This window comes from Sphingomonas sp. (genome assembly GCF_050725575.1).
Classification (GTDB): domain Bacteria; phylum Pseudomonadota; class Alphaproteobacteria; order Sphingomonadales; family Sphingomonadaceae; genus Sphingomonas.
Map to the genome: position 1 here is coordinate 1 of NZ_JBOHHW010000058.1, position 23,916 is coordinate 23,916.

General features: G+C 64.9%; 19 protein-coding genes and 1 pseudogene. 8 read left to right on the top strand and 12 right to left on the bottom strand.

The annotated features are described in order from the left end of the window. The coding region (locus tag ACRECS_RS24140; protein WP_431585518.1) for a citrate/2-methylcitrate synthase at nucleotides 1-650 on the bottom strand (650 nt) is incomplete at its 3' end. 24 nt (nucleotides 651-674) lie between these two features. Beyond that, nucleotides 675-2,060 (bottom strand): glutamate--tRNA ligase, encoded by a 1,386-nt coding sequence (gene gltX, locus ACRECS_RS24145; RefSeq protein WP_431585547.1) that lies wholly within the window; start codon nucleotides 2,058-2,060, stop codon nucleotides 675-677. A gap of 175 nt (nucleotides 2,061-2,235) precedes the next feature. Between gltX and ACRECS_RS24150 the strand changes: the two are divergent. Beyond that, nucleotides 2,236-4,311: pseudogene (locus ACRECS_RS24150) on the top strand (ComEC/Rec2 family competence protein); the annotation flags it as partial. A gap of 19 nt (nucleotides 4,312-4,330) precedes the next feature. Here the strand turns inward: ACRECS_RS24150 and lexA are convergent. Together lexA and ACRECS_RS24160 are read right to left on the bottom strand one after the other, a co-directional pair. Further along, a complete protein-coding gene (gene lexA, locus ACRECS_RS24155; protein ID WP_431585519.1) occupies nucleotides 4,331-4,996 on the bottom strand; it encodes a transcriptional repressor LexA in 666 nt (221 codons plus the stop codon). Nucleotides 4,997-5,053: 57 nt separating this feature from the next. Continuing rightward, nucleotides 5,054-6,244: a molybdopterin molybdotransferase MoeA gene (locus ACRECS_RS24160; protein ID WP_431585520.1), complete on the bottom strand. Its 1,191-nt coding sequence runs from the start codon at nucleotides 6,242-6,244 to the stop codon at nucleotides 5,054-5,056. 232 nt (nucleotides 6,245-6,476) lie between these two features. On the opposite strand from ACRECS_RS24160, the gene ACRECS_RS24165 reads away from it, so the two are divergent. Continuing rightward, complete coding sequence (locus ACRECS_RS24165) at nucleotides 6,477-8,378, top strand: hypothetical protein (protein WP_431585521.1); 1,902 nt, start codon at nucleotides 6,477-6,479, stop codon at nucleotides 8,376-8,378. A gap of 21 nt (nucleotides 8,379-8,399) precedes the next feature. Here the strand turns inward: ACRECS_RS24165 and moaC are convergent, their stop codons facing one another. Genes moaC through ACRECS_RS24185 form a run of 4 tightly spaced genes read right to left on the bottom strand, consistent with a single transcriptional unit; the run spans nucleotide 8,400 to nucleotide 11,222 of the window. After that, on the bottom strand, nucleotides 8,400-8,867 hold the full coding sequence (gene moaC, locus ACRECS_RS24170) for a cyclic pyranopterin monophosphate synthase MoaC (RefSeq protein WP_431585522.1): 468 nt from the start codon (nucleotides 8,865-8,867) through the stop codon (nucleotides 8,400-8,402). Continuing rightward, nucleotides 8,864-9,649, bottom strand: a complete 786-nt coding sequence (gene trpC, locus ACRECS_RS24175) for an indole-3-glycerol phosphate synthase TrpC (protein WP_431585523.1) — start codon at nucleotides 9,647-9,649, stop codon at nucleotides 8,864-8,866. The genes moaC and trpC overlap by 4 nt, the downstream gene beginning before the upstream one ends. Beyond that, entirely contained in the window at nucleotides 9,646-10,641 is a 996-nt protein-coding gene (gene trpD / locus ACRECS_RS24180; RefSeq protein ID WP_431585524.1) for an anthranilate phosphoribosyltransferase, read from the bottom strand. Before trpD ends, trpC begins: the two co-directional genes overlap by 4 nt. Further along, nucleotides 10,638-11,222 (bottom strand): anthranilate synthase component II, encoded by a 585-nt coding sequence (locus ACRECS_RS24185; RefSeq protein ID WP_431585525.1) that lies wholly within the window; start codon nucleotides 11,220-11,222, stop codon nucleotides 10,638-10,640. Before ACRECS_RS24185 ends, trpD begins: the two co-directional genes overlap by 4 nt. A 254-nt stretch (nucleotides 11,223-11,476) precedes the next feature. On the opposite strand from ACRECS_RS24185, the gene ACRECS_RS24190 reads away from it, so the two are divergent. Beyond that, a complete protein-coding gene (locus ACRECS_RS24190; RefSeq protein ID WP_431585526.1) occupies nucleotides 11,477-11,887 on the top strand; it encodes a hypothetical protein in 411 nt (136 codons plus the stop codon). A 37-nt stretch (nucleotides 11,888-11,924) separates the two neighbouring features. Here ACRECS_RS24190 and trpE read toward each other — a convergent pair whose 3' ends face one another. Both trpE and ACRECS_RS24200 read right to left on the bottom strand, forming a co-directional pair. Then, complete coding sequence (trpE, locus tag ACRECS_RS24195; RefSeq protein ID WP_431585548.1) at nucleotides 11,925-13,448, bottom strand: anthranilate synthase component I; 1,524 nt, start codon at nucleotides 13,446-13,448, stop codon at nucleotides 11,925-11,927. After that, entirely contained in the window at nucleotides 13,444-15,387 is a 1,944-nt protein-coding gene (locus ACRECS_RS24200) for a SurA N-terminal domain-containing protein (protein ID WP_431585527.1), read from the bottom strand. The genes trpE and ACRECS_RS24200 overlap by 5 nt, the downstream gene beginning before the upstream one ends. Nucleotides 15,388-15,537: 150 nt before the next feature. On the opposite strand from ACRECS_RS24200, the gene tpiA reads away from it, so the two are divergent. Both tpiA and ACRECS_RS24210 read left to right on the top strand, forming a co-directional pair. After that, a complete protein-coding gene (tpiA, locus tag ACRECS_RS24205; protein ID WP_431585528.1) occupies nucleotides 15,538-16,281 on the top strand; it encodes a triose-phosphate isomerase in 744 nt (247 codons plus the stop codon). A gap of 56 nt (nucleotides 16,282-16,337) precedes the next feature. Next, nucleotides 16,338-16,727 carry a cupredoxin domain-containing protein gene (locus ACRECS_RS24210; RefSeq protein ID WP_431585529.1) on the top strand — a complete coding sequence of 130 codons (390 nt, stop codon included), beginning with the start codon at nucleotides 16,338-16,340 and terminating at the stop codon, nucleotides 16,725-16,727. Nucleotides 16,728-17,129: 402 nt separating this feature from the next. Here the strand turns inward: ACRECS_RS24210 and ACRECS_RS24215 are convergent, their stop codons facing one another. Both ACRECS_RS24215 and ACRECS_RS24220 read right to left on the bottom strand, forming a co-directional pair. Further along, a complete protein-coding gene (locus ACRECS_RS24215) occupies nucleotides 17,130-18,524 on the bottom strand; it encodes a leucyl aminopeptidase family protein (RefSeq protein WP_431585530.1) in 1,395 nt (464 codons plus the stop codon). Continuing rightward, nucleotides 18,521-19,921: a serine hydrolase domain-containing protein gene (locus tag ACRECS_RS24220; protein ID WP_431585531.1), complete on the bottom strand. Its 1,401-nt coding sequence runs from the start codon at nucleotides 19,919-19,921 to the stop codon at nucleotides 18,521-18,523. The genes ACRECS_RS24215 and ACRECS_RS24220 overlap by 4 nt, the downstream gene beginning before the upstream one ends. Nucleotides 19,922-20,071: 150 nt before the next feature. Here ACRECS_RS24220 and ACRECS_RS24225 point away from each other — a divergent pair, with 150 nt between their 5' ends. The 3 genes from ACRECS_RS24225 (at nucleotide 20,072) to ACRECS_RS24235 (ending at nucleotide 23,908) form a co-directional block, all read left to right on the top strand. After that, complete coding sequence (locus ACRECS_RS24225) at nucleotides 20,072-20,866, top strand: ceramidase domain-containing protein (RefSeq protein WP_431585532.1); 795 nt, start codon at nucleotides 20,072-20,074, stop codon at nucleotides 20,864-20,866. 176 nt (nucleotides 20,867-21,042) lie between these two features. Further along, nucleotides 21,043-21,306 carry a hypothetical protein gene (locus ACRECS_RS24230; protein WP_431585533.1) on the top strand — a complete coding sequence of 88 codons (264 nt, stop codon included), beginning with the start codon at nucleotides 21,043-21,045 and terminating at the stop codon, nucleotides 21,304-21,306. Between the two features lie 223 nt (nucleotides 21,307-21,529). Next, complete coding sequence (locus ACRECS_RS24235) at nucleotides 21,530-23,908, top strand: membrane-bound PQQ-dependent dehydrogenase, glucose/quinate/shikimate family (RefSeq protein ID WP_431585534.1); 2,379 nt, start codon at nucleotides 21,530-21,532, stop codon at nucleotides 23,906-23,908. The last annotated feature ends 8 nt before the right edge of the window (nucleotides 23,909-23,916 follow it).

Sequence of the window (23,916 nt, forward strand, 5' to 3'; positions counted from 1 at the left end):
CGCTCGACCACCGGATTGACGACATATTCCTCGGCCGGCACGCCGAACGTCATGCGCAGGAAATTGCCGGTGTAGGACAATGAGTTGTCGGGATAGAGGAAGGGCTGCCCGACGGTATATTTATAGGCCATCGCGGCGATCGTCGGCATCTTCGCGATCAGCCGGTGGCTGGCGATCATCCGCTGGCGTGGATCGGTGATGTCGGCGGAATCGTGATAAAAGGCCGACAGCGCGCCGACCACGCCGCACATGACAGCCATTGGATGCGCGTCGCGACGGAAGCCGCGATAGAAGGTCGCAAGCTGCTCGTGCACCATGGTATGGCGGCTGATCGTGTAGCTGAAATTGTCGAGCTCGTCCTTGGTCGGCAGTTCGCCGTTGAGCAGCAGGTACGACACTTCCATGAAGCTCGACTGTCTGGACAGTTCGCCGATGGTATAGCCGCGGTGCAGCAGAACGCCTTCATCGCCGTCGATATAGGTGATCGCGGAATCGCAGCTGGCGGTCGAAGTGAAGCCCGGATCGTAGGTAAACTTGCCGGTCTGGGCATAGAGTTTGCGGATGTCGATGACATCGGGCCCAACAGTGCCCGGCATCACGGCATAGTCCAGATCCTTGCCGCCAACGCTCAGCTTTGCGGTGTCGCTCATCGAATAGGTCCTTTACGTTCCGGCTCAGCTGGCCATCTGGTCGGCGATCCGGCCGAGGCTTTCGTCGCGCCCGAGCAGATCGAGCACTTCGAATATCCCGGGCGAGGTCTTCTTGCCCGTCAATGCCGCGCGCAACGGTTGCGCGACCTGACCCAGCTTCGTCCCCGCTTCGTCGGCAACTTGCCGAACCGCGTCTTCGAGTTTCTCCGTATCCCAGCCGTCGAGCGCGTCAAGCTTGCTGTGTGCAAGTGCGAGAATTCGGCGTCCTTCAGCGCTCAGGAGATCGGCCGCGGCCTGATCGATTTCAAGAGGGCGGGTGCGAAACAGGAAGGCAGCGGCGCCGGTCAACTCGACCAGATTGGCGGCGCGGGGCTTCAATGCCGCCATGCTGCGACGCAAAAGATCGCGCTGGCGGTCATCGACTTCGAAATCGAGTCGATCGGCGACCATATCGGCCAGTCGCGCATCATCGGCGAGGCGGATATAATGGCCATTCAGGTTCTCAAGTTTCTTCAGATCGAACCGACTTGGTGATTTTCCGACGCCGTCCAGCGTAAACCAGTCGATTGCCTGCTCCCGACTGATGATCTCGTCGTCGCCATGTCCCCAACCGAGCCGAAGCAGATAATTGTTCAGCGCCTCAGGCAGGATGCCGAGCTCGTCGCGATAGGAATCGACGCCCACAGCGCCGTGCCGCTTGGATAATTTGCCGCCGTCCGAGCCGTGAATCATCGGCACATGAGCATAAACCGGCTCGGGCCAGCCCATGCCGCGTATCACCGCCAGCTGGCGGAATGCATTGTTGAGATGATCGTCGCCGCGAATGACATGGGTGACGCCCATATCGTGATCGTCGACCACCACCGCGAGCATATAGGTCGGCGTACCGTCCGACCGCAGCAGGACGAAATCGTCGAGCTCGGCGTTCTGCACGGTGATCGAACCCTGAACCCGATCGTCGATCGTCGTCGCGCCGTCTTTCGGCGCCTTGATCCGCACCACGAAGGGCGCGCCCTCCGGCGCCTCGCTTTCGTCACGATCGCGCCAGCGGCCGTCATAGCGCATCGGCAGCTTTGCGGCCTTCTGGCTCTCGCGCAGCGCAGTCAGTTCTTCTGCCGTGGCGTAGCATTTATAGGCATGGCCCGAGGCGAGCAGTTGATGCGCAACCTCGGCATGGCGCGGCGCGCGCTCGAACTGAAAGATCGCTTCGCCGTCCCAATTCAGGTCGAGCCAGGTCATCGAATCGAGAATCGCGTCGATCGCCGGCTGAGTCGAGCGGGCGCGATCAGTGTCTTCGATGCGCAGCAGGAACTTGCCGCCATTCGCCTTGGCGAACAGCCAGTTGAACAGCGCCGTGCGCGCGCCGCCAATATGCAGGAAGCCAGTCGGCGACGGCGCAAAACGGGTCACGACCTGCCCAAACGCCGGGGTAGCCGCCGAAACGCCTGCCGAAACACCCGGGGCGGCGGCATCAGTAATTGCGCTCAAGCGCGCATCCTTTCAGACTTGAAATCAGATGGCCAGTTCAGCCGCCCACGCCCCTAGCACGCGACCTTGGCCGCTTCAAATCGGCCTGGGCACATGCATGGCGTCCGCGCGTGACGCGCTGGAGCACTGGCTTGAGGCGGAACGCGACCAGCTTGTGCTGTGGCTCCCGGTGGCGATCGGGGCCGGTGTGACTCTCTGGTTCGTTCTGCCCACCCCGTTGGCGTGGAGTACGACGCTGCTCATCATCGGCGCCGCCGCCTTTGCGGCGTTGGCGGTGGGGCGTGGAGGCAGGGCGGGTCGCGCGCTCGGCGTCGGTGCTCTGGCAGTGGCGCTTGGCCTTTCGCTCGTCTGGTGGCGGGCAAATGACGCGGCGAGTAGCGTGCTGACCCGGCCGGTGATCACGACATTCGAGGCACGGGTCGAGACGATTGAACCGCTTGCGGCGCGCGACCTGGTGCGATTGCGGCTTGCGACGATCCGGGTTGCCGATCAGCCGGATCGGTTCGGTCGTACGGCAGTGTTGCCCGGGCATGTCCGGGTTAATCTGGCCGAGGCCGATGTGCCGCCCGGGCTGACGCGCGGTGCAACCATCCGATTGCAGGCGCGGCTGATGCCGCCGCCGCAGCCCGCGGTGCCGGGTGCGTATGACTATGCGCGCGTGGTCTGGTTCGACGAGATTGGCGGCACGGGGCGCGGATTTGCGCCGGTTACGATCGTGGCACCGGGCGATGCGCCGGGGGCGGGGCTGCGTGACAGGCTGTCGCGACATATTCAGGCCCGGGTTGAAGGCAGTGCGGGCGGCATCGCCAGCGCGCTTGCGACCGGCGATCAGGGCGCCATCGCCGAGGAGGATGCCGAGGCGATGCGCCGCTCCGGCCTCGCGCATCTCCTCTCGGTCAGCGGTTTGCACATCACCGCCGTGGTGGCGGCGACGATGCTGGTGGTGCTGCGCCTGCTGGCGCTCAGCCCATGGCTGGCGTTACGCTTTCGGTTGCCGCTGATCGCGGCCGCGGCGGGCGCGGCCGCGGCGATCGGCTATACGCTGCTGACGGGATCGCAGGTGCCGACGATCCGTTCCTGCGTCGCGGCGCTGCTGGTGTTGACGGCGCTGGCGATGGGACGGGAGGCAATGACTTTGCGGTTGGTCGCAGCGGGCGCGGTGGTCGTTCTGCTGTTATGGCCGGAATCACTGGCAGGCCCCAGCTTCCAGCTTTCCTTCGCCGCGATCACGGCGATCATCGCGCTGCACGAGCACCCTCGCATCAAGGCCTGGTTCGCGCCGCGCGACGAGCGTTGGATTGCCAAGATCGGACGCAATCTGGCCTCGCTGGTGCTGACGGGGCTGGCGGTCGAATTCTCGTTGATGCCGATTGCGCTGTTTCATTTCCATAAGGCGGGATTCTACGGTGCTGCGGCCAATATCATCGCCATCCCTTGGACGACATTCATCATCATGCCGCTCGAAGCGTTGGCGTTGCTGCTTGATCTGGTCGGGCTGGGGGCACCTTTGTGGTGGCTGACGGAGGGGGCGCTGAACCTGCTGCTCTGGCTGGCGCGGACGACGGCGGGTCTGCCCGGAGCGGTGGCAGCACTGCCGGCGATGCCCGATATTGCCTATGCCCTGACCGTGGCCGGCGGATTGTGGATCGCACTGTGGCGGACACGGTGGCGGCGGCTGGGTCTTGCGCCGCTGATTGCCGGGATCGTCTGGGCGTTGATGACACCGGCACCCGACCTATTGGTGACGGGGGACGGGCGGCACGTTGCGGTGCGGACCGCGCGTGGCGGGCTAGCGCTGTTGCGTGACCGGGTCGGCGATTACACATCGGATATGCTGGCGGAGAATGGCGGTGTCGACGGCACGCCGCTGTTGCTGGCAGATCAGCCCGAAGCGCGGTGCAATCGCGACCTGTGCCTGGCCGAGCGTAAAGCGGGAGGCCGAACCTGGCGCATTCTCGCCACGCGCAGCGCCTATCTGGTCCCGGCGCGTGAACTGATTACGGCGTGCCGGGGCGCCGATATCGTGATCAGCGAACGACGTTTGCCCCAAGGCTGCGCACCGCGCTGGCTGAAGCTTGATCGCCCGACCCTGGCGCAGACCGGCGGTGTCGCGATCACGCTATCCAACGGAAAAGTCACCACCGTTTATCGGCCGGGCGACCGCCACCCCTGGCGGACCCCCGGCGTCGATATCAATCGTAGCGGCGCAACAGGCCGGCGAGCTTACCCTGAACGCGAACCTGGGCGGGGGAATAACGCTGGGGGTCATAGGCCCGGTTCGCGGGATCGAGTCGAACCATCGCGCCCTCGCGGCGGAAATATTTGAGCGTCGCTTCGCTATCCTCGATCAACGCGACGACGATCTCGCCGTCGCGCGCAGTATCGGCGCGGCGAATGAGCGCATAGTCGCCGTCGAGAATCCCAGCCTCAACCATCGAGTCGCCTGACACTTCGAGCGCATAATGTTCGCCATTGCCGAGCAGAGCGGCGGGCACAGCAAGCATCGAATGACCCTCAAACGCCTCGATCGGTACGCCGGCGGCGATGCGGCCGTGCAGCGGAATCTCGATCACGTCATTGGCGGGTTCGGGCAGAGTGCGGATATCGGGTGCGGTGACAGGCGTCTTGCGCGCTGCGTCGCCGCGTTCGGGCATCTTCAGCACCTCGAGCGCGCGGGCACGATTGGGCAGGCGGCGGATGAATTGGCGTTCCTCGAGCGCACTGATCAGGCGGTGCACGCCCGATTTCGATTTGAGATCGAGCGCCTCCTTCATTTCCTCGAACGAGGGCGAAACGCCGGTTTCGGCGAGGCGGTCGTTGATGAAGCAGATCAGCTCATGCTGTTTGCGCGTTAACATCCGAAAATCCTTCGTCGGAACAGACTGGGAACGTTGTCGCAATGTTCCGTAGAATTGTCAAGCGATGCGCAACACCTCGACCATATCTCCTGCCACGGCGGTTGGTGCATGGGGCCGGCGGACGATCAGGCAGTCAGCGCGCGCAAGGGTTAGGAGCATCGACGAGTCTTGAATGGTCGACGCAAAGATCCGGCCTTGGCGCGTTTCCGCGCGAAGGTAATCCTGGCGGTGATCATTGGCGACTAGCGGTTCGCCGAGTGTCGCCATGGTCGTGAGCGGCAGTGGATCGCTCGCGCCAGCCATGGTTGCAATCAGCGGGCGGAGAAATAGTGTCGCGGTGACGAACGCCGAGACCGGATTGCCAGGCAGGCCGAGTACGACCGTCTCGCCGAGCCGCCCCGCCATCATCGGCTTGCCTGGACGCAGCGCGATGCGCCAGAAATCGATGCTGCCGCCTGCCGCCTCAAGCGCAGGACGAACAAGATCATGATCGCCGACCGAAGCCCCGCCGGTAGTGACCAGGATATCGGCATCGACCTGCGCCAGCGCAGCGGTCATCACGTCGAGCCGGTCGGGCAGGATGCCGAGATCGATCGTCTCGACCGGCAGGTCGGCGAGCATTGCGCAAAGCATCGCGCCATTGCTCTCCGGCAGATTCGCCCCGCCGATCGCGTCACCAGGCGCGATGAGTTCATCGCCGGTTGCGACGATGGCGACGCGGATCGGCCGATTTACCGGCAGCGCGCCATGCCCGCCGGTTGCCGCGACAGCGATCCTTGCGGCCGTGAGGCGTTGTCCTTGCCGCACCAGCACATCGCCGGTGGAGAAATCCAGGCCCTTGCGGCGCGTATTGCGACCCTGTTTCCGTGGGCCTTCGCCAGTCAGGGTGACGATAGTCCCGTCGCGATCCACTTCCTCCTGGATCATCACCGTGTCTGCGCCGTCGGGCATCGCCGCGCCGGTGAAGATACGGACGGCGTCGCCCGTGCCGACGGCGCCGGCAAAGGGTCGGCCGGCGGCGCTTTCCCCGATCAATGTGAAGGGGCCGGGCAGGTCGGTGAAGCGAATCGCATAGCCATCCATCGCCGAGAGATCGGTGGACGGCTGGGTGCGGCGTGCCGGGATGTCCGCGGCGGCCCAACGACCGGCAGCACTGCGCAGCGGCTGTGTCTCGCCTTCGACCCGGCGGGCGAGCGCGAATAGCCGCGACTGGGCCTCGGTGACGGGGAGAAGGGGCTTGGGAGTCATGCGGTGGGACGCTTGATCTGGCGTTTGGCCGCTCTCGACGAGTGACGGCAAGGGCGGAAAGCGGACGGAGGCATGAGGTCGACGCTGTCACATTTGTCGCTTGTGGGACAGTCGGATCTTCGTCTCGGGCAATCTTTATCGACCGACTCCCCGATGAACGACGCTGCCACAACGGGTTCAGGAACGTTGGTCTAACTTCCACGCTTTGGGGGGCACCAAGGAGTTGGATGCCATGACCAGGAAAATCTGCCCGCGCCTTCGCCATGCCAGCGCGATAGTCGCCATCGCGGCGTCGCTTGCCCTTGCCGGCTGTAATCCCAAATCGGCGACCGACGAGAGCAACATAGCCTCTCAACTGCCTGAATTGCCGGCCACATTGCCACTTGCGCCGGGCGAGGCGACGGTGGTCCGACCTGCAGCGGCGGCGGCCGCGCTTCCCGCTGCCAGGCCAATCCGGGCGGTGCAACTGGCCGACCCGGGTCAATCCTACGCTTACGCCGACGATGCGTGGGGATTTGCCGACGCGATCGGCGATGCGCCGCCTGATTATGGTTTCGACTATGATGATGTCGAGCCATGGGCCTGGCAGGGCTATGACGATTCGATCGCATTTGCCGAGCCGATCGACGATGGATACCGCTATTATTATTATCGCCCGGGCGCCTCCTCGCCCTATTTCGTGCGCGATCCCGACTATGGGTACGGCTATGACAATGGTCAGCTCGCAGTGGTTTATGCCGCCAGCGGGGCGGTCCTGCCTTATGCCGCCTATGGACCGCGCCAGGACTATGCGGCACGCTATTATGCGCGGGGACGTGATCTTTACCGATCCTCGCACCAACGTCGCCCGGTGATCGCTGCCAATTGGGCGGCCCGCCAAAACGCTATTTCCGCGACGCGGGCGCGCTGGGCCGCCGCCCGTTCGCGCGAAGCCGACTGGCAGCGCTATCACGTCAGCGTGGTCCAACGGCAGCAGCGCCATTGGAGTCAGGAGCAGGTGCGTCGTCGTGCGGATACCGTGCGCTACGATGCCTGGCGCGACCAGCAATTCCGCACGCCGCCGCCGCCCCGCGCCATTCCAGCCGCCTGGACACAGGCATCCTGGGCGCGTGACACCAATCGCTACGCACCTGCCGCGCGCGGTTTTGCCGGTGATCGGGGCGAGCGCCAGCGCGCGATTGCTGTCGAGCGCCGCCGTGTCGCCACACTGGCAACACGACCGGTCGACAATCGCGGCGAGGTGCCGCGTGGCATGGTTGAGCGACAGCGCGCGCTCGCCGAGCAGCAGAACCAATTGCGCTTGCGCGGCCGCGACAATAGCGACAGCCAGCGCATTCAGGCCGAACAGGGCGCCGAGATGGCGCGGCGCCAAGGCGAACGAGCGCGGCAGATTGCGGCGGGCGAGATCGCGCAACGCGACCGGCAGGCGCGCGCGGTGGCGATGCAGCAGCGCCGCACTGCGCTCGATCGGGATCGGTCGGCCCAGGCGACGCAACAGGCCAGGCGTGTCCAGGCGCAAAATGACCAGCAAGCCCGCGCCGTACAGGCACGCCAGCGCCAGCAGGCGCAGTCGCAGGCGCGCGCGGCACAGCTTCAACAGCGTCGCCAGGGCCAAGTGGCGGCGCAGCGGATTCAGATCGAGCAACGCCGTCAGGGTCAGGCCCGCGCTGTCGAAGCTCAGCAGCGTCGTCAGGCGCTAGTGCAAACACGCGCTGCCCAGACCCGGCAGCGACAAGAGGGAGAGGCGCGTGCCGCACTGGCGCAGCAGCGCCAGGCGCAAGTCCAGCAGCGCGCTGCGCAGGCCCAGCAACGTCAGGCGGCTCAAGGCCAGGCTCGCGCTGCGCAGGCCCAGCAACGTCAGGCGGCTCAAGGCCAGGCTCGCGCTGCACAGGCCCAGCAGCGCCAGGCGGCGCAAGCTCAACAGCGCCAGCAAGCCCAGGCCCAGGCGCAGCAGCGCCAACAGGCTCAGGGGCAGCTTCGTGCCGCTCAGGCGCAGCGTCAGCAGGCGCAAGTCCAGGCACGTGCAGCGCAGATGCAGGCTCGCGCCGCGGCACAGCCGATGCCCGCCGCACGCCCGGCAGGGCCGCCGCGGCCCGATCGCAGCAATGGTGGCAGGGACCGTGCGCCACGGTGATCGGCGCGACTGGTCAGTTGATCAGGCTGACCAGTCGCCGGATTTGCCGCCGGTCTTCGACAACAGACGGACGCCGTCGATGATCATCGCCTTATCGATTGCCTTGGCCATGTCGTAGATCGTCAGCAATGTGACCGAGACCGCGGTAAGCGCCTCCATCTCGACGCCGGTCTTGCCGTCGGTCGTGGCGGTCGCGGTGGCGTCAACGCCAGTGTCGTCGATCCGCAGCTCAATCGCGACATGCGACAGTGGCAGTGGATGGCACAGTGGAATGAGATCGCTGGTATGTTTGGCCGCCATGATGCCGGCGACACGCGCGACCGCCAGCACATCGCCCTTAGCCACCGCGCCGTCGCGGATCGCACTGGCCGCTTCACGCGACATGGTGATCCGGCCGGTGGCGATCGCCTCGCGTGCGGTAACCTGCTTGCCCGAAACATCGACCATCTGCGCGGCGCCGGCCTCGTCGAGATGCGTGAGTCTGGTCACCCGATCAGCGCCCTGGTCGCGGCCTCGATATCGTGCTGGCGCATCAGTGCTTCGCCGATCAGGAAGCATTTGACGCCGCGTTCGGCCATCGCGTCGAGATCGGCGCGGGTCGTCAGCCCGCTTTCGGCGACGAAGGTGCAGTCGGCGGGTGCCTTCGACACGAGTTCATAGGTGCGCGCGAAATCGACCGTGAAGTCGCGCAGGTTACGGTTGTTGACGCCGATGAGCCGCGATGTGAGCTTCATCGCGCGGTCGAGTTCCTTTGCGTCATGGACCTCGACCAGCACGTCCATACCGCATTCGAGCGCCGCCGCTTCGATTTCCGCGAGCAACGTATCGTCCAGTGCGGCCATGATCAGCAGGATGGCATCTGCACCGATCGCGCGCGCCTCGGGCACTTGCCACGCGTCAACCATGAAGTCCTTGCGCAGCACGGGCAGAGTACAGGCGGCGCGCGCGGCGGTCAGATAGGCATCGGCGCCCTGGAACCAGGTCTCGTCGGTCAGTACCGACAGACAGGCCGCGCCGCCGGCCTGATAGGCGCGGGCATGGGCGGGCGGATCGAAGTCTTCGCGGATCAGGCCTTTGGACGGACTGGCCTTTTTGATTTCGGCGATCAGCGCATGGCCGGTCGTGGCCTTGGCGTCGAGCGCGGCGCGAAAGCCGCGCGGCAGCGTCTGTTCGGCGATCCGCGCGTCGAGATCGGCAAGCGGCGTTGTCGCCTTGCGCGCGGTCACTTCGGCGCGCTTGGTTTCGAGGATGCGGTCGAGAATATCGGTCATGAATAGGCGATCCAGCGATCGAGCAGCGCATTGGCCTGGCCGGAATCGATCGCCTCACCAGCGGCGTCCACGCCGGCGGTCAGCGTCTCGCTATGGCCCGCGACCATCAGGGCAGCAGCAGTGTTGAGCAATACGGCGTCGCGATAGCCGCCAGTCTCTCCGGCAAGCAGGCGACGCAGCGCGGCGGCGTTATAAGTCGGGTCGCCGCCATGGATCGCAGCGATCGGATGACGCGGCAGGCCGGCATCCTCGGGCGCGATGCGTGGCGGCATGTTCAGGCTGCCGACACTGACCGTGATGCTCGGGCCGGCGCCGGACAATTCGTCGAGCCCCTCCTCGCCGGAGATCACCAGCGCGGCCTCGGTGCCGAGCTGTTCGAGTGCCCCGGCATAGACTGGAGCATAGTCGGGGCGGGCGATGCCGATCAGCTGGCGGCTGACGCGGGCGGGATTGGCGAGTGGGCCCATCAGGTTGAAGATGGTGCGGCGGCCGATCTTCTTGCGGATCGGGGTGATGCGCTTCATCGCCGGATGGTGATTGCCGGCGAACAGGAAGGCGATGCCGATGTCGCGCAGACTCGCCTCGGCCAGGCGCCCCGCGCGTTCCATGTCGAGGCCGAGCATTTCCAGCGTGTCGGCGGCGCCGGCCTTGCTGGAGGCGGCGCGGTTACCGTGCTTGGCGACGGGAATGCCGCAGGCGGCGACGACCAGCGACACGGCGGTCGAGACGTTGAGCGTGTGATGTCCGTCGCCGCCGGTACCGCAGACATCGACCGCGCCGGCAGGTGCGGCGATCGGGATCAGGCGGGCGCGGAGTGCGCGGGCCGCCTCGGCAATCTCGATACTGGTCTCGCCGCGTTCGGTGAGCGCGATGAGGAAATCGGCCACAGCCTCTTCCGAGGTCCGCGCGTCGAGAATATCGGCAAAGGCCTGCGCCGCGGATTCGTGCGACAGCGGCGTGCTGGGGTCAGGCAGGAGGACGGTCGTGGTCATGCCAGCGCCTTTGCCGCGATGCCGGCGAGTCGCAGGAAATTGGCGAGTAGGGCATGGCCATGTTCGGTGGCGATGCTCTCGGGGTGGAACTGGACGCCATGAATCGGCAGCGTCGCGTGGCGGATGCCCATCACTGACCCGTCGCCAGCGGTGGCGTTGACGAGCAGGCTGTCGGGCGTGTCCTCGACGATCAGTGAATGGTAGCGCGTGGCGGTGAACGGGCTGGGCAGCCCTTCGAACAGGCCGGTGCCATCATGGCTGACCGGTGAGGTCTTGCCGTGCATCAGCCCGCCGCGCACCACGCGACCGCCGAAATGCTGGCCGATCGCCTGATGGCCCAGGCATACGCCAAGCAGCGGCTTGTGCGCTTCGGCGCAGGCAGCGACCAGATCGAGGCTGATCCCCGCTTCATTGGGTGTGCAGGGGCCGGGCGAAATCAGGAAGGCCTGGGCATTGCTCGCAATCGCGTCGCGCGCGGTGAGCGCGTCGTTGCGCACGACCTTCACCTCGGCGCCCAGCTCCATCAGGTAATGGACCAGGTTCCAGGTGAAGCTGTCATAATTGTCGATGACCAGGATCATGCACGCGCCGCTAGCGTGTTTGTATCACTACGACAATCGGGCCGATCGGCGTTCCGGCGTCACGCTGTGCCCGTGCCGGGAAAATCGCTCTCAAATACGCGGTGAAAACGGGCTGGGCACTCGGCTGCGTGGCTCAATCAACGATATAACATGCGCGCTGCCCGTTTTTGGCCCCAATCAGGGTAGAGGAGGCTCCTACAGGGTGGAGCAATTGGCGTAGGCGGACGTTGATGCCGCTACAGGAGTCGCAATCGATGATCCGTTTCCCCATTGCCCTTATGTTGCTTGTCCTTCCCGCGGCGCTCATCGCCCAGGACAAGCCGGCGGACGATGCCAGCAAGCCGCTGAAACGCATCCGCAATGTACAGCTCAGCCAAGGCGAGCGATGCCCGCCGGCAGCAGATGACGAGATCGTCGTGTGCGGGACGCTGGACGAGCCATACCGCATCCCGAAACAGTTCCGCGAATCGAAGCCGGACGCGGCCAATCAGAGCTGGGTCAACCGCGCCGCGACGATCGACGAGGTCGGCCGCGTCGCCGGTGGATTGCCCAACACCTGTTCGCCGGTCGGGACTGGCGGCCAGACCGGCTGCGTCACCAAGATGTTGCGCGAGTACACGGCAGAGAAGGTCGAGAAGAAAAGGCTGGAATCGAGCGTTCCCTGAGAAGGGAGCTGGCGGCGGCCCTGCAGAGCCGCCGCAGCTACTGACCGAAACCGGCCTCGCCGGCGCGCGCGATCGCTTCGCGGGCTGCGGCGAGCAGGGCGCCGGCCTTGGCCTCGCATTCGCGCTGCTCATAGGCCGGGTCGCTGTCGGCGACGATGCCTGCGCCAGCCTGCACATGCATGACCCCGTCCTTTACGATCGCCGTCCTGAGCACGATGCAGCTGTCCATCGATCCGTCGGGCGAGAAATAGCCCACACCGCCGGCATAGGCGCCGCGCTTCTCCGCTTCGAGTTCGGCGATGATCTCGCACGCGCGGACCTTAGGCGCGCCGCTGACCGTACCAGCGGGGAAGCCGGCGAGGATCGCGTCGATCGCGTCATGATCCTTACCCAGTCGGCCGACCACGTTCGAGACGATGTGCATGACATGGCTGTAGAATTCGACGGTGTAGCTGTCCGTGACGGTAACCGTCCCGGCATCCGCGACGCGGCCGACATCGTTGCGGCCGAGATCGAGCAGCATGAGATGTTCGGCCCGCTCCTTGGGATCCGCGAGCAGCTCGCTGCGGTTGGTCTGGTCCTCTTCGGCAGTCTTTCCGCGCGGCCGGGTGCCGGCGATCGGGCGAATGGTGACCTCTCCGTCGCGGACGCGGACGAGGATTTCGGGGCTGGAGCCGGTCAGCGCGAAGCCCGGCAGGTCGAGATGGTAGAGAAAGGGTGAGGGGTTGATGCGGCGCAGCGCCCGGTAGAGTTCGATCGGCGGCAGCGCGAAAGGCACGGTGAAGCGCTGCGCGAGGACGACCTGAAAGATGTCGCCCGCAACGATATAGTCCTTCGCCCGAGCGACCATCTCGCCATAGCGACCCGGCGGAAGGATCGGGTCGAGCGTGACCAGCGGAAGGTCGAGCGCGCGCACCGGGGATGGCAGCCCTGCGCTGGCCAGGCGCGCGGCGACCATGTCGATCCGCTCCTCGGCCTCGGCGATGATCCCTGCGGGCGCGCGCGTGGCATCGGGCCAGACCGGCGCGACAAGGAACAGCGCATCGGCCAGCCGATCGAAGATCAGCACGACAGTCGGGCGCACGAACATCATGTCGGGCAGACCGAGCGGGTCGGCGTCGGGGCGCGGCAGCTTTTCCACCAGCCCGACCGTCTCATAGCCGAAATAGCCCACCAGGCAGGCCAGCGCACGCGGCAGTTCGGCCGGTACATGGTCCATTCGGCAATCGGCCACCAGCGCGCGCAACGCATCGAGCGTCGGCGCGTCGCAGGCGACGAAATCGTCGCGATCGGTGAGCCAGTGGCGGTTGATCTCCGCGCGGCTCCCCTGGGCGCGAAAGACGAGGTCAGGGGCAAGCCCGATCAGGCTGTGTCGCCCGCGGATCGCGCCGCCCTCGACCGATTCGAGCAGGAAATCACCGCGTCCCGGCTCGATCAGCTTAAGCGCGGCGGCGACCGGCGTCTCGGTGTCGGCGATCTGCCGGCGCCACACCAAAGCCGGCCGGCCCGCCGCAAGCGCGTCGGCAGGATCGGACCCGCTGCCGGACCTGACAGGATTAATTGGCGCCGCCCTGGCCGGTCAGCGCCGCCCGGACCGTGGCGACTGCCTTTTCGTTCTTCTTCACGCCGATCTCGCGACGTAAGGCTCCGACGAACTGCTCGGCATATTCATTGCTGACGACTCTGCTGAGTTCGGCGCGTTTTGCCTGGATGAGGTTAGGTTGGTTGGCGGCATTGCCGCGTTCGATATGGTTCAGATATACTACTGACCAGCCTTCATTATTGTTTAGTTCGAGGGTTTTGCCGGTCTTTTCCGTCATGCTGAACATCAATGCGAGCGGTGCCGGGACGTTGCGTCCGCTACTGATCAGCTCCGCTTGCGACGCTTTCATCGACTGGAGCGGGGGAGTCTTCACACCGCTTTCCGCGAAGGCCTGCGCGATCGGAATGCCCTTGTTGATCTTTTTGACGATATCGCCTGCGATCTTGCGCGCGGCGACACTGGCGCGGTTGATCGCGAAATCGCGCGCGACGGCCGGGCGAATCTGCGCCAGCGGCGGTGCGGTCGCGGCGACAATGCGATCCAGGCCGACGATCGCGAAGCCGCCTTCCTGATCCATTGGTACCAATTGCGGGCTATCACCCTGCTCCGCGGCGAAGGCAGCTGCGACAACGGGCAGGAAGTCAGGGGCGGCCTTGACCGTCGCGTCATCGGGGTTGCGCCCGTCGGACAGCAGCGCCGGGGTAACCTGCGCGGTCAATTTCTGGTCGGCAACCACTTCGGCGAAGGTCGCCTTGTCGGCAATCGCTTCATCGATCGTGTCATGCATCGCACTGAGCGCCCGGGCAGTCTTGTCTTTGGTCAATGCGGCGACGAGTTCGGGCTTGGCCTGTTCGAGCGTCTTGCCTGCGACCTGCTCGATCGAATCGACGCGGACGACTGCGAAACCGAGCACTGAGCGCAATGGGCCGATCACCGCACCCTTGGCGGCACCGAATGCCGCATCGGCCAGCGCGGCCGAGCTTTGTCCGGCATAAGCTGTCTTTTCGATTCCGGTCAGCGTTGCCGGTTCAAGACCGGCGGCGCGGGCGGCGACTTCGATCGGCGTACCGGCCTTCACCTTGGCGGCAAGGGCTGTCGCGGATGCCTGGTCGGCCAGAATGACCTGGACAAGCGTACGCTTCTCGGTCGGCGCATATTTGGTGCGCTGTGCCTGATAAGCGGCGGCGATTTCCGCGTCGGTCGGCGCCATCGATCCTTTGAGCTGGTCATGGGTGACGATGGCGTAGCGGATCACGCGGCGTTCGGGGACCGTGTAGCGTGCAATGTTGCGCTTGTAGTAAGTCGCGACCTCGGCGTCGGTCGGCGACGCGCCCTCGGCCATTGCGCGGGTCGGGATGAAGCCGATCTGACCTTCCCGCTTTTCAAGCAGCAGCGAGGCATAAGGTAAGGCGAATTGCTGCGACACCGGGTTGGTGCGGCCCATCTGGGCCATGAGCTGCTGCCCGATTATCGATCGTGCGATATCGGCACGTACTTGCTGATCGGTCAGGCGTTGCTGGGCAAGCAATTGCTCATAGAGTTTCTGGTTGAACTTGCCGTCTACGCTTTGCAACGAGGGGAAGCTTGCGATCTGACCGTCGACCGCGCGTTTGCTCACGACCATACCTTGAGCCAAGCCGAATTGCTCGAGCACCAGACCGTCGATGGTGCGGTTCAGCGCGAGTTCGAGTCCGCCATTGTTGACGAAGCTGATCATGTCCAGTCCGGGCTGCTGCTGACGGAAATTCTCCATCTCGCTTTGCACGCGTGCCCTGAGCTCGTTCTCGGAGAGTTTCCGCTTTCCGATTGTTGCCACTGTGTCGCCTGTCGGCGTCGTGCCCGAGCTGATCCCGCTGATGTCGCCTGCCGCGAACGCCAGCCCGATGATCACAAGAAAGGCGAAGGTGACGAACAGGCCGACCTTCGAATTGATCAGGCGGCGGATAAGGCTGAGCATGGGGAACCGATCTGTTGAACGCGCGGAATTGCGACTGCTTTACGGGCAGCATCGCGCGGCTTCAAGCGGGTGCAATCGGGTCAATTGGAGTCGGGGTTGTGCGGTCATGGGGGAGCACTCTATCGGGCAGGAAGTTTTTGGAGGGCGCAGATGACACGACGCAAGCTGATCGCGGGCAATTGGAAGATGAACGGCGATCTCGCCGCACTGCGCGAGCTTGACGCGATCGCCGCCGCGGCGCTGGCCCAGCCAGGCGTCGATGTCGCCATCGCGGTACCGACGACGCTGATTGCCGCGGCAGGGCGCGGTCCCGATCTTGCGATCGGCGCGCAGGATGTCCATGCCGCCGACAAGGGCGCGCATACCGGCTGCGTCTCGGCGGCAATGATCCGAGAGGCCGGTGCGCGTTTCTCGATCGTTGGGCATAGCGAGCGCCGCGCCGACCAGCACGAGACCGACGCAGAGGTGAAGGCCAAAGCGGAGGCACTGCACCGCCAGGGTCTGGACGCAATCCTGTGCGTCGGTGAGACGCTGGACGAGCGCGACGCCGGGCGCGCCGAGACAGTCGTGACGGATCAGCTTGCCGGATCCTTGCCAGAAGGTGCCGGTGCGGCCTGGCTGTCGATCGCTTATGAGCCGGTCTGGGCGATCGGCACCGGTCGGACGCCGACCGTCGCCGATGTGACAGCGATGCACAGTGCGATCCGCGCGAAGCTGCGCGCGCTGATCGGTGACGAGGCCGATGCGGTACGCCTGCTCTATGGCGGATCGGTGACGGGCGACAATGCACGCCAGCTGCTCGGCGCGGGCGATGTCGACGGTGCATTGGTCGGCGGCGCGAGCCTGACGGCGGCGAAGTTCGTGCCCATCATCGAGGCCGGGGCGGCACTGTAATTGCCGATTGGATGGCCTATCTTCCGGCCGGGGGCGTATTGTCGCGGAGTCGCACGATGAAGAAGATCCTCCCCCTGGCCGCAGTCGCATTGGTTGGCATCGCACCGGTATCGGCGGCAGATGGGCCAGCGACGCGTATCGATATCGCCTTGTCGAACTTCAAATTCACCCCGGCCACGGTGACGCTGGAGCATGGGCAGCCCTATATGTTGCACATCACCGACACGGCGAGCGGCAGCCATGACCTCGTCGCCAAGGCGTTCTTCGATGGCGCGACGGTCGCATCGGATGATCGCCGGCTGATCTCAAAAGGGGCGATTTCATTCGAGGGTGGACAGACGATCGACATTCATCTGGTCGCGCCCCAGCCGGGCACCTACGAGATGCATTGCTCACATTTCATGCATTCGGCGTTCGGGATGACCGGCAAGATCATCGTAAAATAAGGCCGATCGATCGTCGGCCGGGCGGCGGTCGGCGCACGAGTCGCACTGGCCATCGTGCCCCGGTCGGTCCGCTGTTTTCCGCTGTTATTTCCGATAAAAAAGCTCACCGCTGTTATGTTGGATTTTGAGCGCTGATTTTCAGTCTGTTCACAATGGCTTGCACCATTTTTTCGCTGTTCCGATAACAGCGGTGGAACAGCGGTGGAACAGCGGTGGAACAGCGGAATAACAGCGGTGAGCTGACCGCTGTTCTCGCCGGAACAGCGGACGCGGAAACGCGTGATATTTTTCAGTCATGTCAAAGAGCGGGCGGAACGCCGGTTGGCATACCGTCTGCCGCCACACTGTCATGGCCCGCTTCAGGGTTGAATCGCCATGGACGGCGATCCGCTCCGAAACCGCTCACCCATAGCGCGCTTTGAGCACCGCCCAGGTCGCCCTCAGGCCAAGCGCGTCGCCGCCCTTGGGCCGTCCTGGCTTGGCCGATGGCCGCCAGGCGAAGGTGTCGAGATGCGCCCAGGCGGTGCCCTCGGGAATGAAGCGGCGCAGGAACAGGGCGGCGGTGGTCGCGCCAGCGAAGCTGCTGTCGGCCGAATTGACCAGATCGGCGATGTCGGACTTGAGCAACTCATCATAACCGTCCCACAACGGCATCCGCCAGAGCGGGTCGCCGACCTCGGTCGCCGCCGCGAACAGCGCCTCGGCCAGCGGCTCGTCATTGACGAAGGTCGCTGGCAGATCGGGGCCGAGCGCAACGCGCGCGGCACCGGTCAGTGTGGCGAAGTCGATGATCAGCTCTGGCCGAACATGATCAGCGCCCTCGGCCGCTTTGGTGATCGCATCGCCGAGCACCAGCCGCCCTTCCGCATCGGTATTGGTATTCTCGACCGTCAGACCCTTGCGGCTCGCGAGCACGTCACCGGGACGAAAGGCATTGCCGGCGATGCTGTTCTCGACCGCCGGAATGAGCAGATGGAGGCGCACCTTGAGCCGTGCGGCCATCACAAGCCCGGCCAGCGCCAGTGCATGTGCCGCGCCACCCATATCCTTCTTCATCAGCCGCATGCCGGCGCTCGGCTTGATGTCGAGCCCGCCGGAATCGAAGCACACACCCTTGCCGATCAGCGCGACGCGCGGATGTTTCGGATCGCCCCATTCGAGTTCGATCAGCCGTGGTTCGCGCCCCTTGGCGGCCGCCTGACCGACCGCCTGGATCATCGGATAGCCCTTGGCGAGCGGCTCGCCCTTGGTCACGGTCAGCGTCGCGCCATGCGCCTTGGCCAGCGTTGCCGCCTCGGCTTCCAGCTCGGCGGGGCCGAGATCGGCGGCAGCGGTATCGACCAGGTCGCGGACCTGTGCGGTGGCGGCGGCGAGGCGGACGGTTTCCCCGATCCTCGCCGGCTCGCCGGTGAGCAGGATGCGCGGGCCGATCGTCTCGCGCTTGCGATAGCGGTCGAAGCGATGCTGTGCGAGCAGCCAGCCGAGCATCGCCGCGCCGGGTTCTCCGGACGCGAGCCGGTACGTGCCCTCAGGCAGGGATTCGCCGAGCGAGGCGATCCGCCAGGGCGAATTTATCGCCTCGTTGCACACCAGCAGTATCGACCAATCCTCGGCTCCGTCCCCCGGCAGTACTGCGTGGTTGCCTGCCTTGCCGGTCAGTCGGTGCGCCGCGACCGCAGTCCGCACGCGCGCGGGCTGGCCTGCCAGCCACTCGGCATAGGCGTCGGGATGGACGAGATGGATAGTACGGGCGGCCTGGCCGCGATCCGGTTGCAGCAAATTGGCGAAGTCGGTCATTTCTGTACCTGGGCAACGAGGAATTGTTCGATCCGGCCGCTATCGCCGGGTTCGGCATAGGTGCTGATCCCGACGGCGCGATTGGCGAAGGTGACGCGGAAATTGCGATTGACGAAGCCGCCGCGCAGTCGGGTCTTGCCCATCTGGGTGAAGCCGGTGATTTTCCCGAGCGGCGCAAGGCTCGCCTTGAAATCGGCCAGCACGACCGGCGTGAAATAGAAATCCGCATCCTCGGTCAGCTGGCTGCGGTCGAGCGCTCCGGCGCGGAGCTGGTCGAATATGATCCGCACTTTTTTCAGCGCAGCGGTGTCCGCGGCATCGGCCGGGGGTGGCGGCAGGACCGTCTTGATGATGCGCTGCGCGATTTCCTGATAGGCGTCGCCCGACCAGGTGTTGACGAGCACGGTCACTGCCGCCTTCTCGTCCGGGAAGACGATATTCTCGCTCAGAAAGCCGACTGCCTCGCCGCTATGCTCGACATAGCGGCGTCCGTTCGAATTTCCGGTCGAGACGCCCAGGCCATAGCCGTTGGTCGATCCATCGCTCAGCCGCACGGCGGTTTCCTGCGCGGCCCAGTCCTCGGGCGGGAGGATCGAGCGGTTGAGCCGCGCGACGTTCCATTTGGCGAGATCACGTGCGCTCATCGACAATTCGCCGGCCGCAAACAGCCAGCCATGCGCGGCGGGCGTGGCGACGCGGACCGGGCCGAGCGCGTTGCGGCCATAGCCCTGCGGATAGCCCTTGCCGACCGCCAGATCCTGGTCGATCGCCTTGATCCCGAGCGGCTTGAAGATCCTGGCGTCGAGATAGGACAGCAGGGATTCGCCCGAAACCTTCTCGACGATCATCCCGGCGACGACATAGCCGGTGTTGGAATATTGCCACTGCGTGCCGGGTACGAAATCGAGCGGCTTTTTCGCCCAGCGATCGACGATGCCCTGCGGCGTGACCGGCGTCGCCATCGCCTTGAAGCTGTAATCCTGCGGCCAGTAATCCTGCAGGCCCGAGGTATGGCTGAGCAGCTGGCGCAGCGCGATCTTGTCGCCATCGGTGATGTTGGGAATATATTTCGAGACCTTGTCGTCGAGGCTGAGCTTGCCCTCATTTTCAAGCAGCAACAGCGCCGCCGCGGTGAACTGCTTCGAGACTGACGCGATCTGATACGGCGCATCAGCGCTTGCCACCGGCATCGTCTCCGACTGTTTGCCATAGGCCTTGGCAAAGACGATCTCGCCGTCGCGTACGATCGCGACCGAGGCGGAAGGCGCGCCGGTCCGTGCCAGCGTCTCGGTGACGAGCGCATCGACCTGGGTCGTTTCGGCCGGAGTCAGGGTCTGAGCATGAGCAGCGGGCGCGGCGGCCAGCAGGGCGAGAGAGAGCAGCGGGCGGAGCGTCATCAAGATCCTCTGGGAAGATACGGAGCGCCATAGATGCACGAGGCGCACCTCCGCTTCCAGTCCCTCTGCGATCCTGTCCCGGGAGGAGCGTGTTAGTGATGCCCGATAACTCCTCTAGCATCGCGCCGTAATAGGAAGAGGGGCGGGGACTTGGATCAGGCTATCACGTCACGTCATGTGTTGACGGCGCTGGCGCTCGCGGTGCTTTCGGCGTTTGGCATCATGTTGCTATTGTCTTTGCTTGGCGCCGACTGGCGGGTCTATGCCGCCGCCACCTGCACCGCGACGCGATGCTTCTGCGAAACGCCGAGGATCGGCGCGCTGATCGAGCAGCCGGCGAACAGCTGGTCGTCCTACGGTTATGTCTTTATCGGCTTTCTGATGATCGTGCTGGCGCGCGGCAAGGGGTGGCAATCGGCCATGCCGCCTGCCGCTGCGATCATTTTCGGCATCACCGCGATCTTCGTCGGTCTGGGATCGGTGCTGATGCATGCGACGCTGACCTTGTGGGGCCAGTTCTTCGACGTCCTCGGCATGTATCTCGTCGGATCGTTCATGCTGATCAGTGCGCTGAGCCGGTGGCTGCGGATCCCCGACCGAACCGCGATCGTCATTTATGTGCTGCTCTGCTCGGCGCTGGTCGTGATGCTGATCGCGGTGCCGGAGATGCGGCGCTGGCTGTTCGCGGTGCTGCTGATCGTGGCGATCATCGTCGAGCTGGCTTTTGCTCGCCCGAAACGGCCGGCGGTGCAGGCCGGATTCTATTTCGGTGGTATCGTGACCAAGGCAGTCGCCTTCACGATCTGGAATCTCGACCAGCACGGCGCAGTCTGTTCGCCGCAAAGCCTGTGGCAGGGCCATGCTGCCTGGCACCTGCTCGGTGCCGCGGCGCTGTGGCTGACCTTCTGCTATTATCGCAGCGAACGGCGATCGTTGGTGGTATAGTAAGTTGAATGTCGACGGGAAGATGAGGTGCCATCCTCGCAAGAGCAACTACAAGTAATGTGCAAATCAACACCAGATCGGTGCCAACTTTCCTTGAATCGCCCTCGAATGAGAGGATGATGTTTGCTGGGGCATTGCAGAGACAAATCGATGCTCACCAAGGCAGGGAGGTTGTCATGGAATATGCATTCTTGGCGATGATGGGCTGGTGCGGGACGAAATGGCCCGGATGGTGGCGCGGACCGCGGCCCCCACAGCCCGACCCATGGTGGTGGATTGTCAGTATCGCTGGTGCGGTCGGCGGGATCGTCGCGGTGGCCATATTCAAGCCGGTGATCGGTGACGCCGGTTTCTTCGCCACGACGGTCACCGCTTTCGCCGGCGGTATCCTGGTCGGCAGCATTGTCGACGGCATAGGCGGATTAACGAACAAGGGTTGAGCCGCCCATTGTGGTGGAGGGAGGCGGCATTTTCGGATGCCGTCTCCCTTCATTGCTTTTTTCGTCGCCGGCGGAGCGCTGCCGATCGACATAAGCGGGACTGTGAGCCGTTTTTCGGCCCTGTCATGCCTGTGCGATCGGCGTGCCTTGGCCAGCGTAAAATAGGGAACTGTTATTGTCCCTTTTCGTTTGACCCCCACACGTTCGATCAAGGACATTCGCCATGCCGAACCGCCGCAGCTGGGCCGCCATGATCCTGGGGTTCGTGATCGGGCTGATCGGACTGGTGCTGGCAATCGGCGGGGCCTGGCTCGCGGTGCTGGGCGGATCGCTTTACTATCTCGTGACAGGTGTGGCGATGCTTGCGGCGGGTGCGCAGCTTATTCGCGGGCGCATGACCGGGGTGTGGCTTTACGTCGCGATCTTCGTGCTGACCCTGTTCTGGGCATTCTGGGAAGTAGGAACCAATCCCTGGGCGCTGGTGCCGCGCGTGATCGCGCCGCTGGTGCTGCTGATCGCGGTGCTGCTGGTGATGCCGACGCTGAGCCAGGCGGTCAATCGCTGGCGGATCGGGCTTGGTGCGGTTGCTGCCGTGCTGCTTGTCGCGCTGATCGGTGGCGTGGTGATCGGCCGCGGTGCGATATCCCCGGTCATGGCCGCTTTGCCCTCGCAAACAGCGCCCGGCATGGCCGACAGCTCGGGCCAGACGGTCGGCGCGGACTGGCCAGCCTATGGCGGCACCTATAGCGCGCGTCGCTTCTCGCCGCTGACGCAGATCAACGTCTCCAATGTCGGCAAGCTCAGACGCGCCTGGCTGGCGCATACCGGCGACATGCCGGCGACTCCCGACGCGGCCAAGATGTACGGCGCGGAGACGACCCCGCTGAAGATCGGCGATACGCTGTACATGTGCTCGGCCAAGGGCATCATGCTTGCGCTGGATCCCGCGACTGGCGCTGAGAAATGGCGCTTCGATCCCAAGGTGCCGGACAAATGGATTCCCTATACCGCCGCGTGCCGCGGGGTGAGCTATTATGCCGTGCCCAATGCGACCGTCGGGCAGGCCTGTGCAACGCGGGTGATCGAGGGGACGCTCGACGCGCGGCTGATTGCGGTCGACGCGGCGACCGGCAAGCCCTGCGCCGATTTCGGTACCAATGGCCAGGTCGATACTAAGATCGGCATGGGCGAAGTCTATCCCGGGCTGGTCTCGATCACCTCGCCACCGACCATCGTGCGCGGCGTGGTGGTGACGGGGCACCAGATCCTTGACGGGCAGGAACGTTATGCGCCGTCGGGGGTGATCCAGGGCTATGACGCGGTCACCGGCGCGCTGCGCTGGGGCTGGGACATGCTCAAGCCCGACTGGACCGGCGCCCCGCCGGCGGGCCAGCAATGGTCGCGCGGCACGCCCAATATGTGGACCACCGCCTCGGGCGATGAAGCGCTCGGCCTGGTCTATCTCCCGCTGGGCAATTCGGCGGTGGATTATTGGAGCTCACTGCGCACGCCGACTGAGAACAGCTTTGCCAATTCGCTGGTGGCGATCGATGTTGCGACCGGCAAGCCGCGCTGGTCGTTCCAGACCGTGAAGAAGGATGTGTGGGACTATGATCTCGGCAGCCAGGCGACGTTGATCGATTATTCGGGCGTGCCGGCGCTGCTGCTGCCGTCGAAGCAGGGCGATATCTATGTGCTCGATCGTCGGACCGGTCGTCCATTGACTCCGATCGGCACGATCAAGGCCCCCGGCGGCGGGATCGAGCCGGCGGAGCGTTCGCCGACCCAGATCGTCTCGCTCTGGCATACATTGCGCAAGGACCCGCTGACCGAGCGCGACATGTGGGGCATGTCGCCGATCGATCAGATGTTCTGTCGCATTCAGTTCCGCCAGGCGCGCTATGCCGGCTATTTCACGCCACCCGAAACCGGCAAATATACCGTCGAATATCCCGGCTATAATGGCGGCAGCGACTGGGGCGGCATTGCGGTCGATCCACAGCGCGGCGTGATCATCGCCAATTACAACGACATGCCCAATCATGTCCGGCTGGTGCCGCGCAAGATCGCCGACCAGCGTGGCTGGAAGACGCGCGAGCAGGCCGGTGGTCCGACCCCGGGCGCGGAAGGGGCGGGCGATCCGCAGGCGGGCACGCCCTATGCGGTCGACGTCAATGCCGGCTGGCGGATGAAATTCACGGGCCTGTTGTGCAAGCAGCCGCCCTATGGCGGGATTCGCGCGATCGACATCCGCACCGGCAAGACGATCTGGGATCGCCCGCTCGGCACGGCGCGGACCAACGGACCGTTCGGCATCCCGTCAATGCTGCCGATCAATATCGGCACGCCCAATAATGGCGGGTCGGTGGTGACCGCGGGCGGGCTGGTGTTCGTTGCTGCTGCGACCGACAATCTGATCCGCGCGATCGATCTCCGCACCGGCAAGGTCGTGTGGTCCGACGTGCTGCCGGCTGGCGGGCAGGCGACGCCAATGGTCTATGAGCAGGGCGGGCGCGAATATCTCGTCATCATGGCCGGCGGGCACCATTTCATGGAAACGCCGATCGGAGACCAAGTGGTGGCTTATGCGTTGCCGAAATAGGCAATGAT

Coding starts and splice junctions, on each gene's coding strand:
- ACRECS_RS24230 (WP_431585533.1), top strand. CDS start 21,043: ATGGAATATGCATTCTTGGCGATGATGGGCTGGTGCGGGACGAAATGG.
- lexA (WP_431585519.1), bottom strand. CDS start 4,996: ATGTTAACGCGCAAACAGCATGAGCTGATCTGCTTCATCAACGACCGC.
- ACRECS_RS24190 (WP_431585526.1), top strand. CDS start 11,477: ATGATCCGTTTCCCCATTGCCCTTATGTTGCTTGTCCTTCCCGCGGCG.
- ACRECS_RS24165 (WP_431585521.1), top strand. CDS start 6,477: ATGACCAGGAAAATCTGCCCGCGCCTTCGCCATGCCAGCGCGATAGTC.
- ACRECS_RS24185 (WP_431585525.1), bottom strand. CDS start 11,222: ATGATCCTGGTCATCGACAATTATGACAGCTTCACCTGGAACCTGGTC.
- ACRECS_RS24160 (WP_431585520.1), bottom strand. CDS start 6,244: ATGACTCCCAAGCCCCTTCTCCCCGTCACCGAGGCCCAGTCGCGGCTA.
- ACRECS_RS24220 (WP_431585531.1), bottom strand. CDS start 19,921: ATGACGCTCCGCCCGCTGCTCTCTCTCGCCCTGCTGGCCGCCGCGCCC.
- ACRECS_RS24215 (WP_431585530.1), bottom strand. CDS start 18,524: ATGACCGACTTCGCCAATTTGCTGCAACCGGATCGCGGCCAGGCCGCC.
- ACRECS_RS24210 (WP_431585529.1), top strand. CDS start 16,338: ATGAAGAAGATCCTCCCCCTGGCCGCAGTCGCATTGGTTGGCATCGCA.
- trpC (WP_431585523.1), bottom strand. CDS start 9,649: ATGACCGATATTCTCGACCGCATCCTCGAAACCAAGCGCGCCGAAGTG.
- tpiA (WP_431585528.1), top strand. CDS start 15,538: ATGACACGACGCAAGCTGATCGCGGGCAATTGGAAGATGAACGGCGAT.
- trpD (WP_431585524.1), bottom strand. CDS start 10,641: ATGACCACGACCGTCCTCCTGCCTGACCCCAGCACGCCGCTGTCGCAC.
- ACRECS_RS24200 (WP_431585527.1), bottom strand. CDS start 15,387: ATGCTCAGCCTTATCCGCCGCCTGATCAATTCGAAGGTCGGCCTGTTC.
- ACRECS_RS24235 (WP_431585534.1), top strand. CDS start 21,530: ATGCCGAACCGCCGCAGCTGGGCCGCCATGATCCTGGGGTTCGTGATC.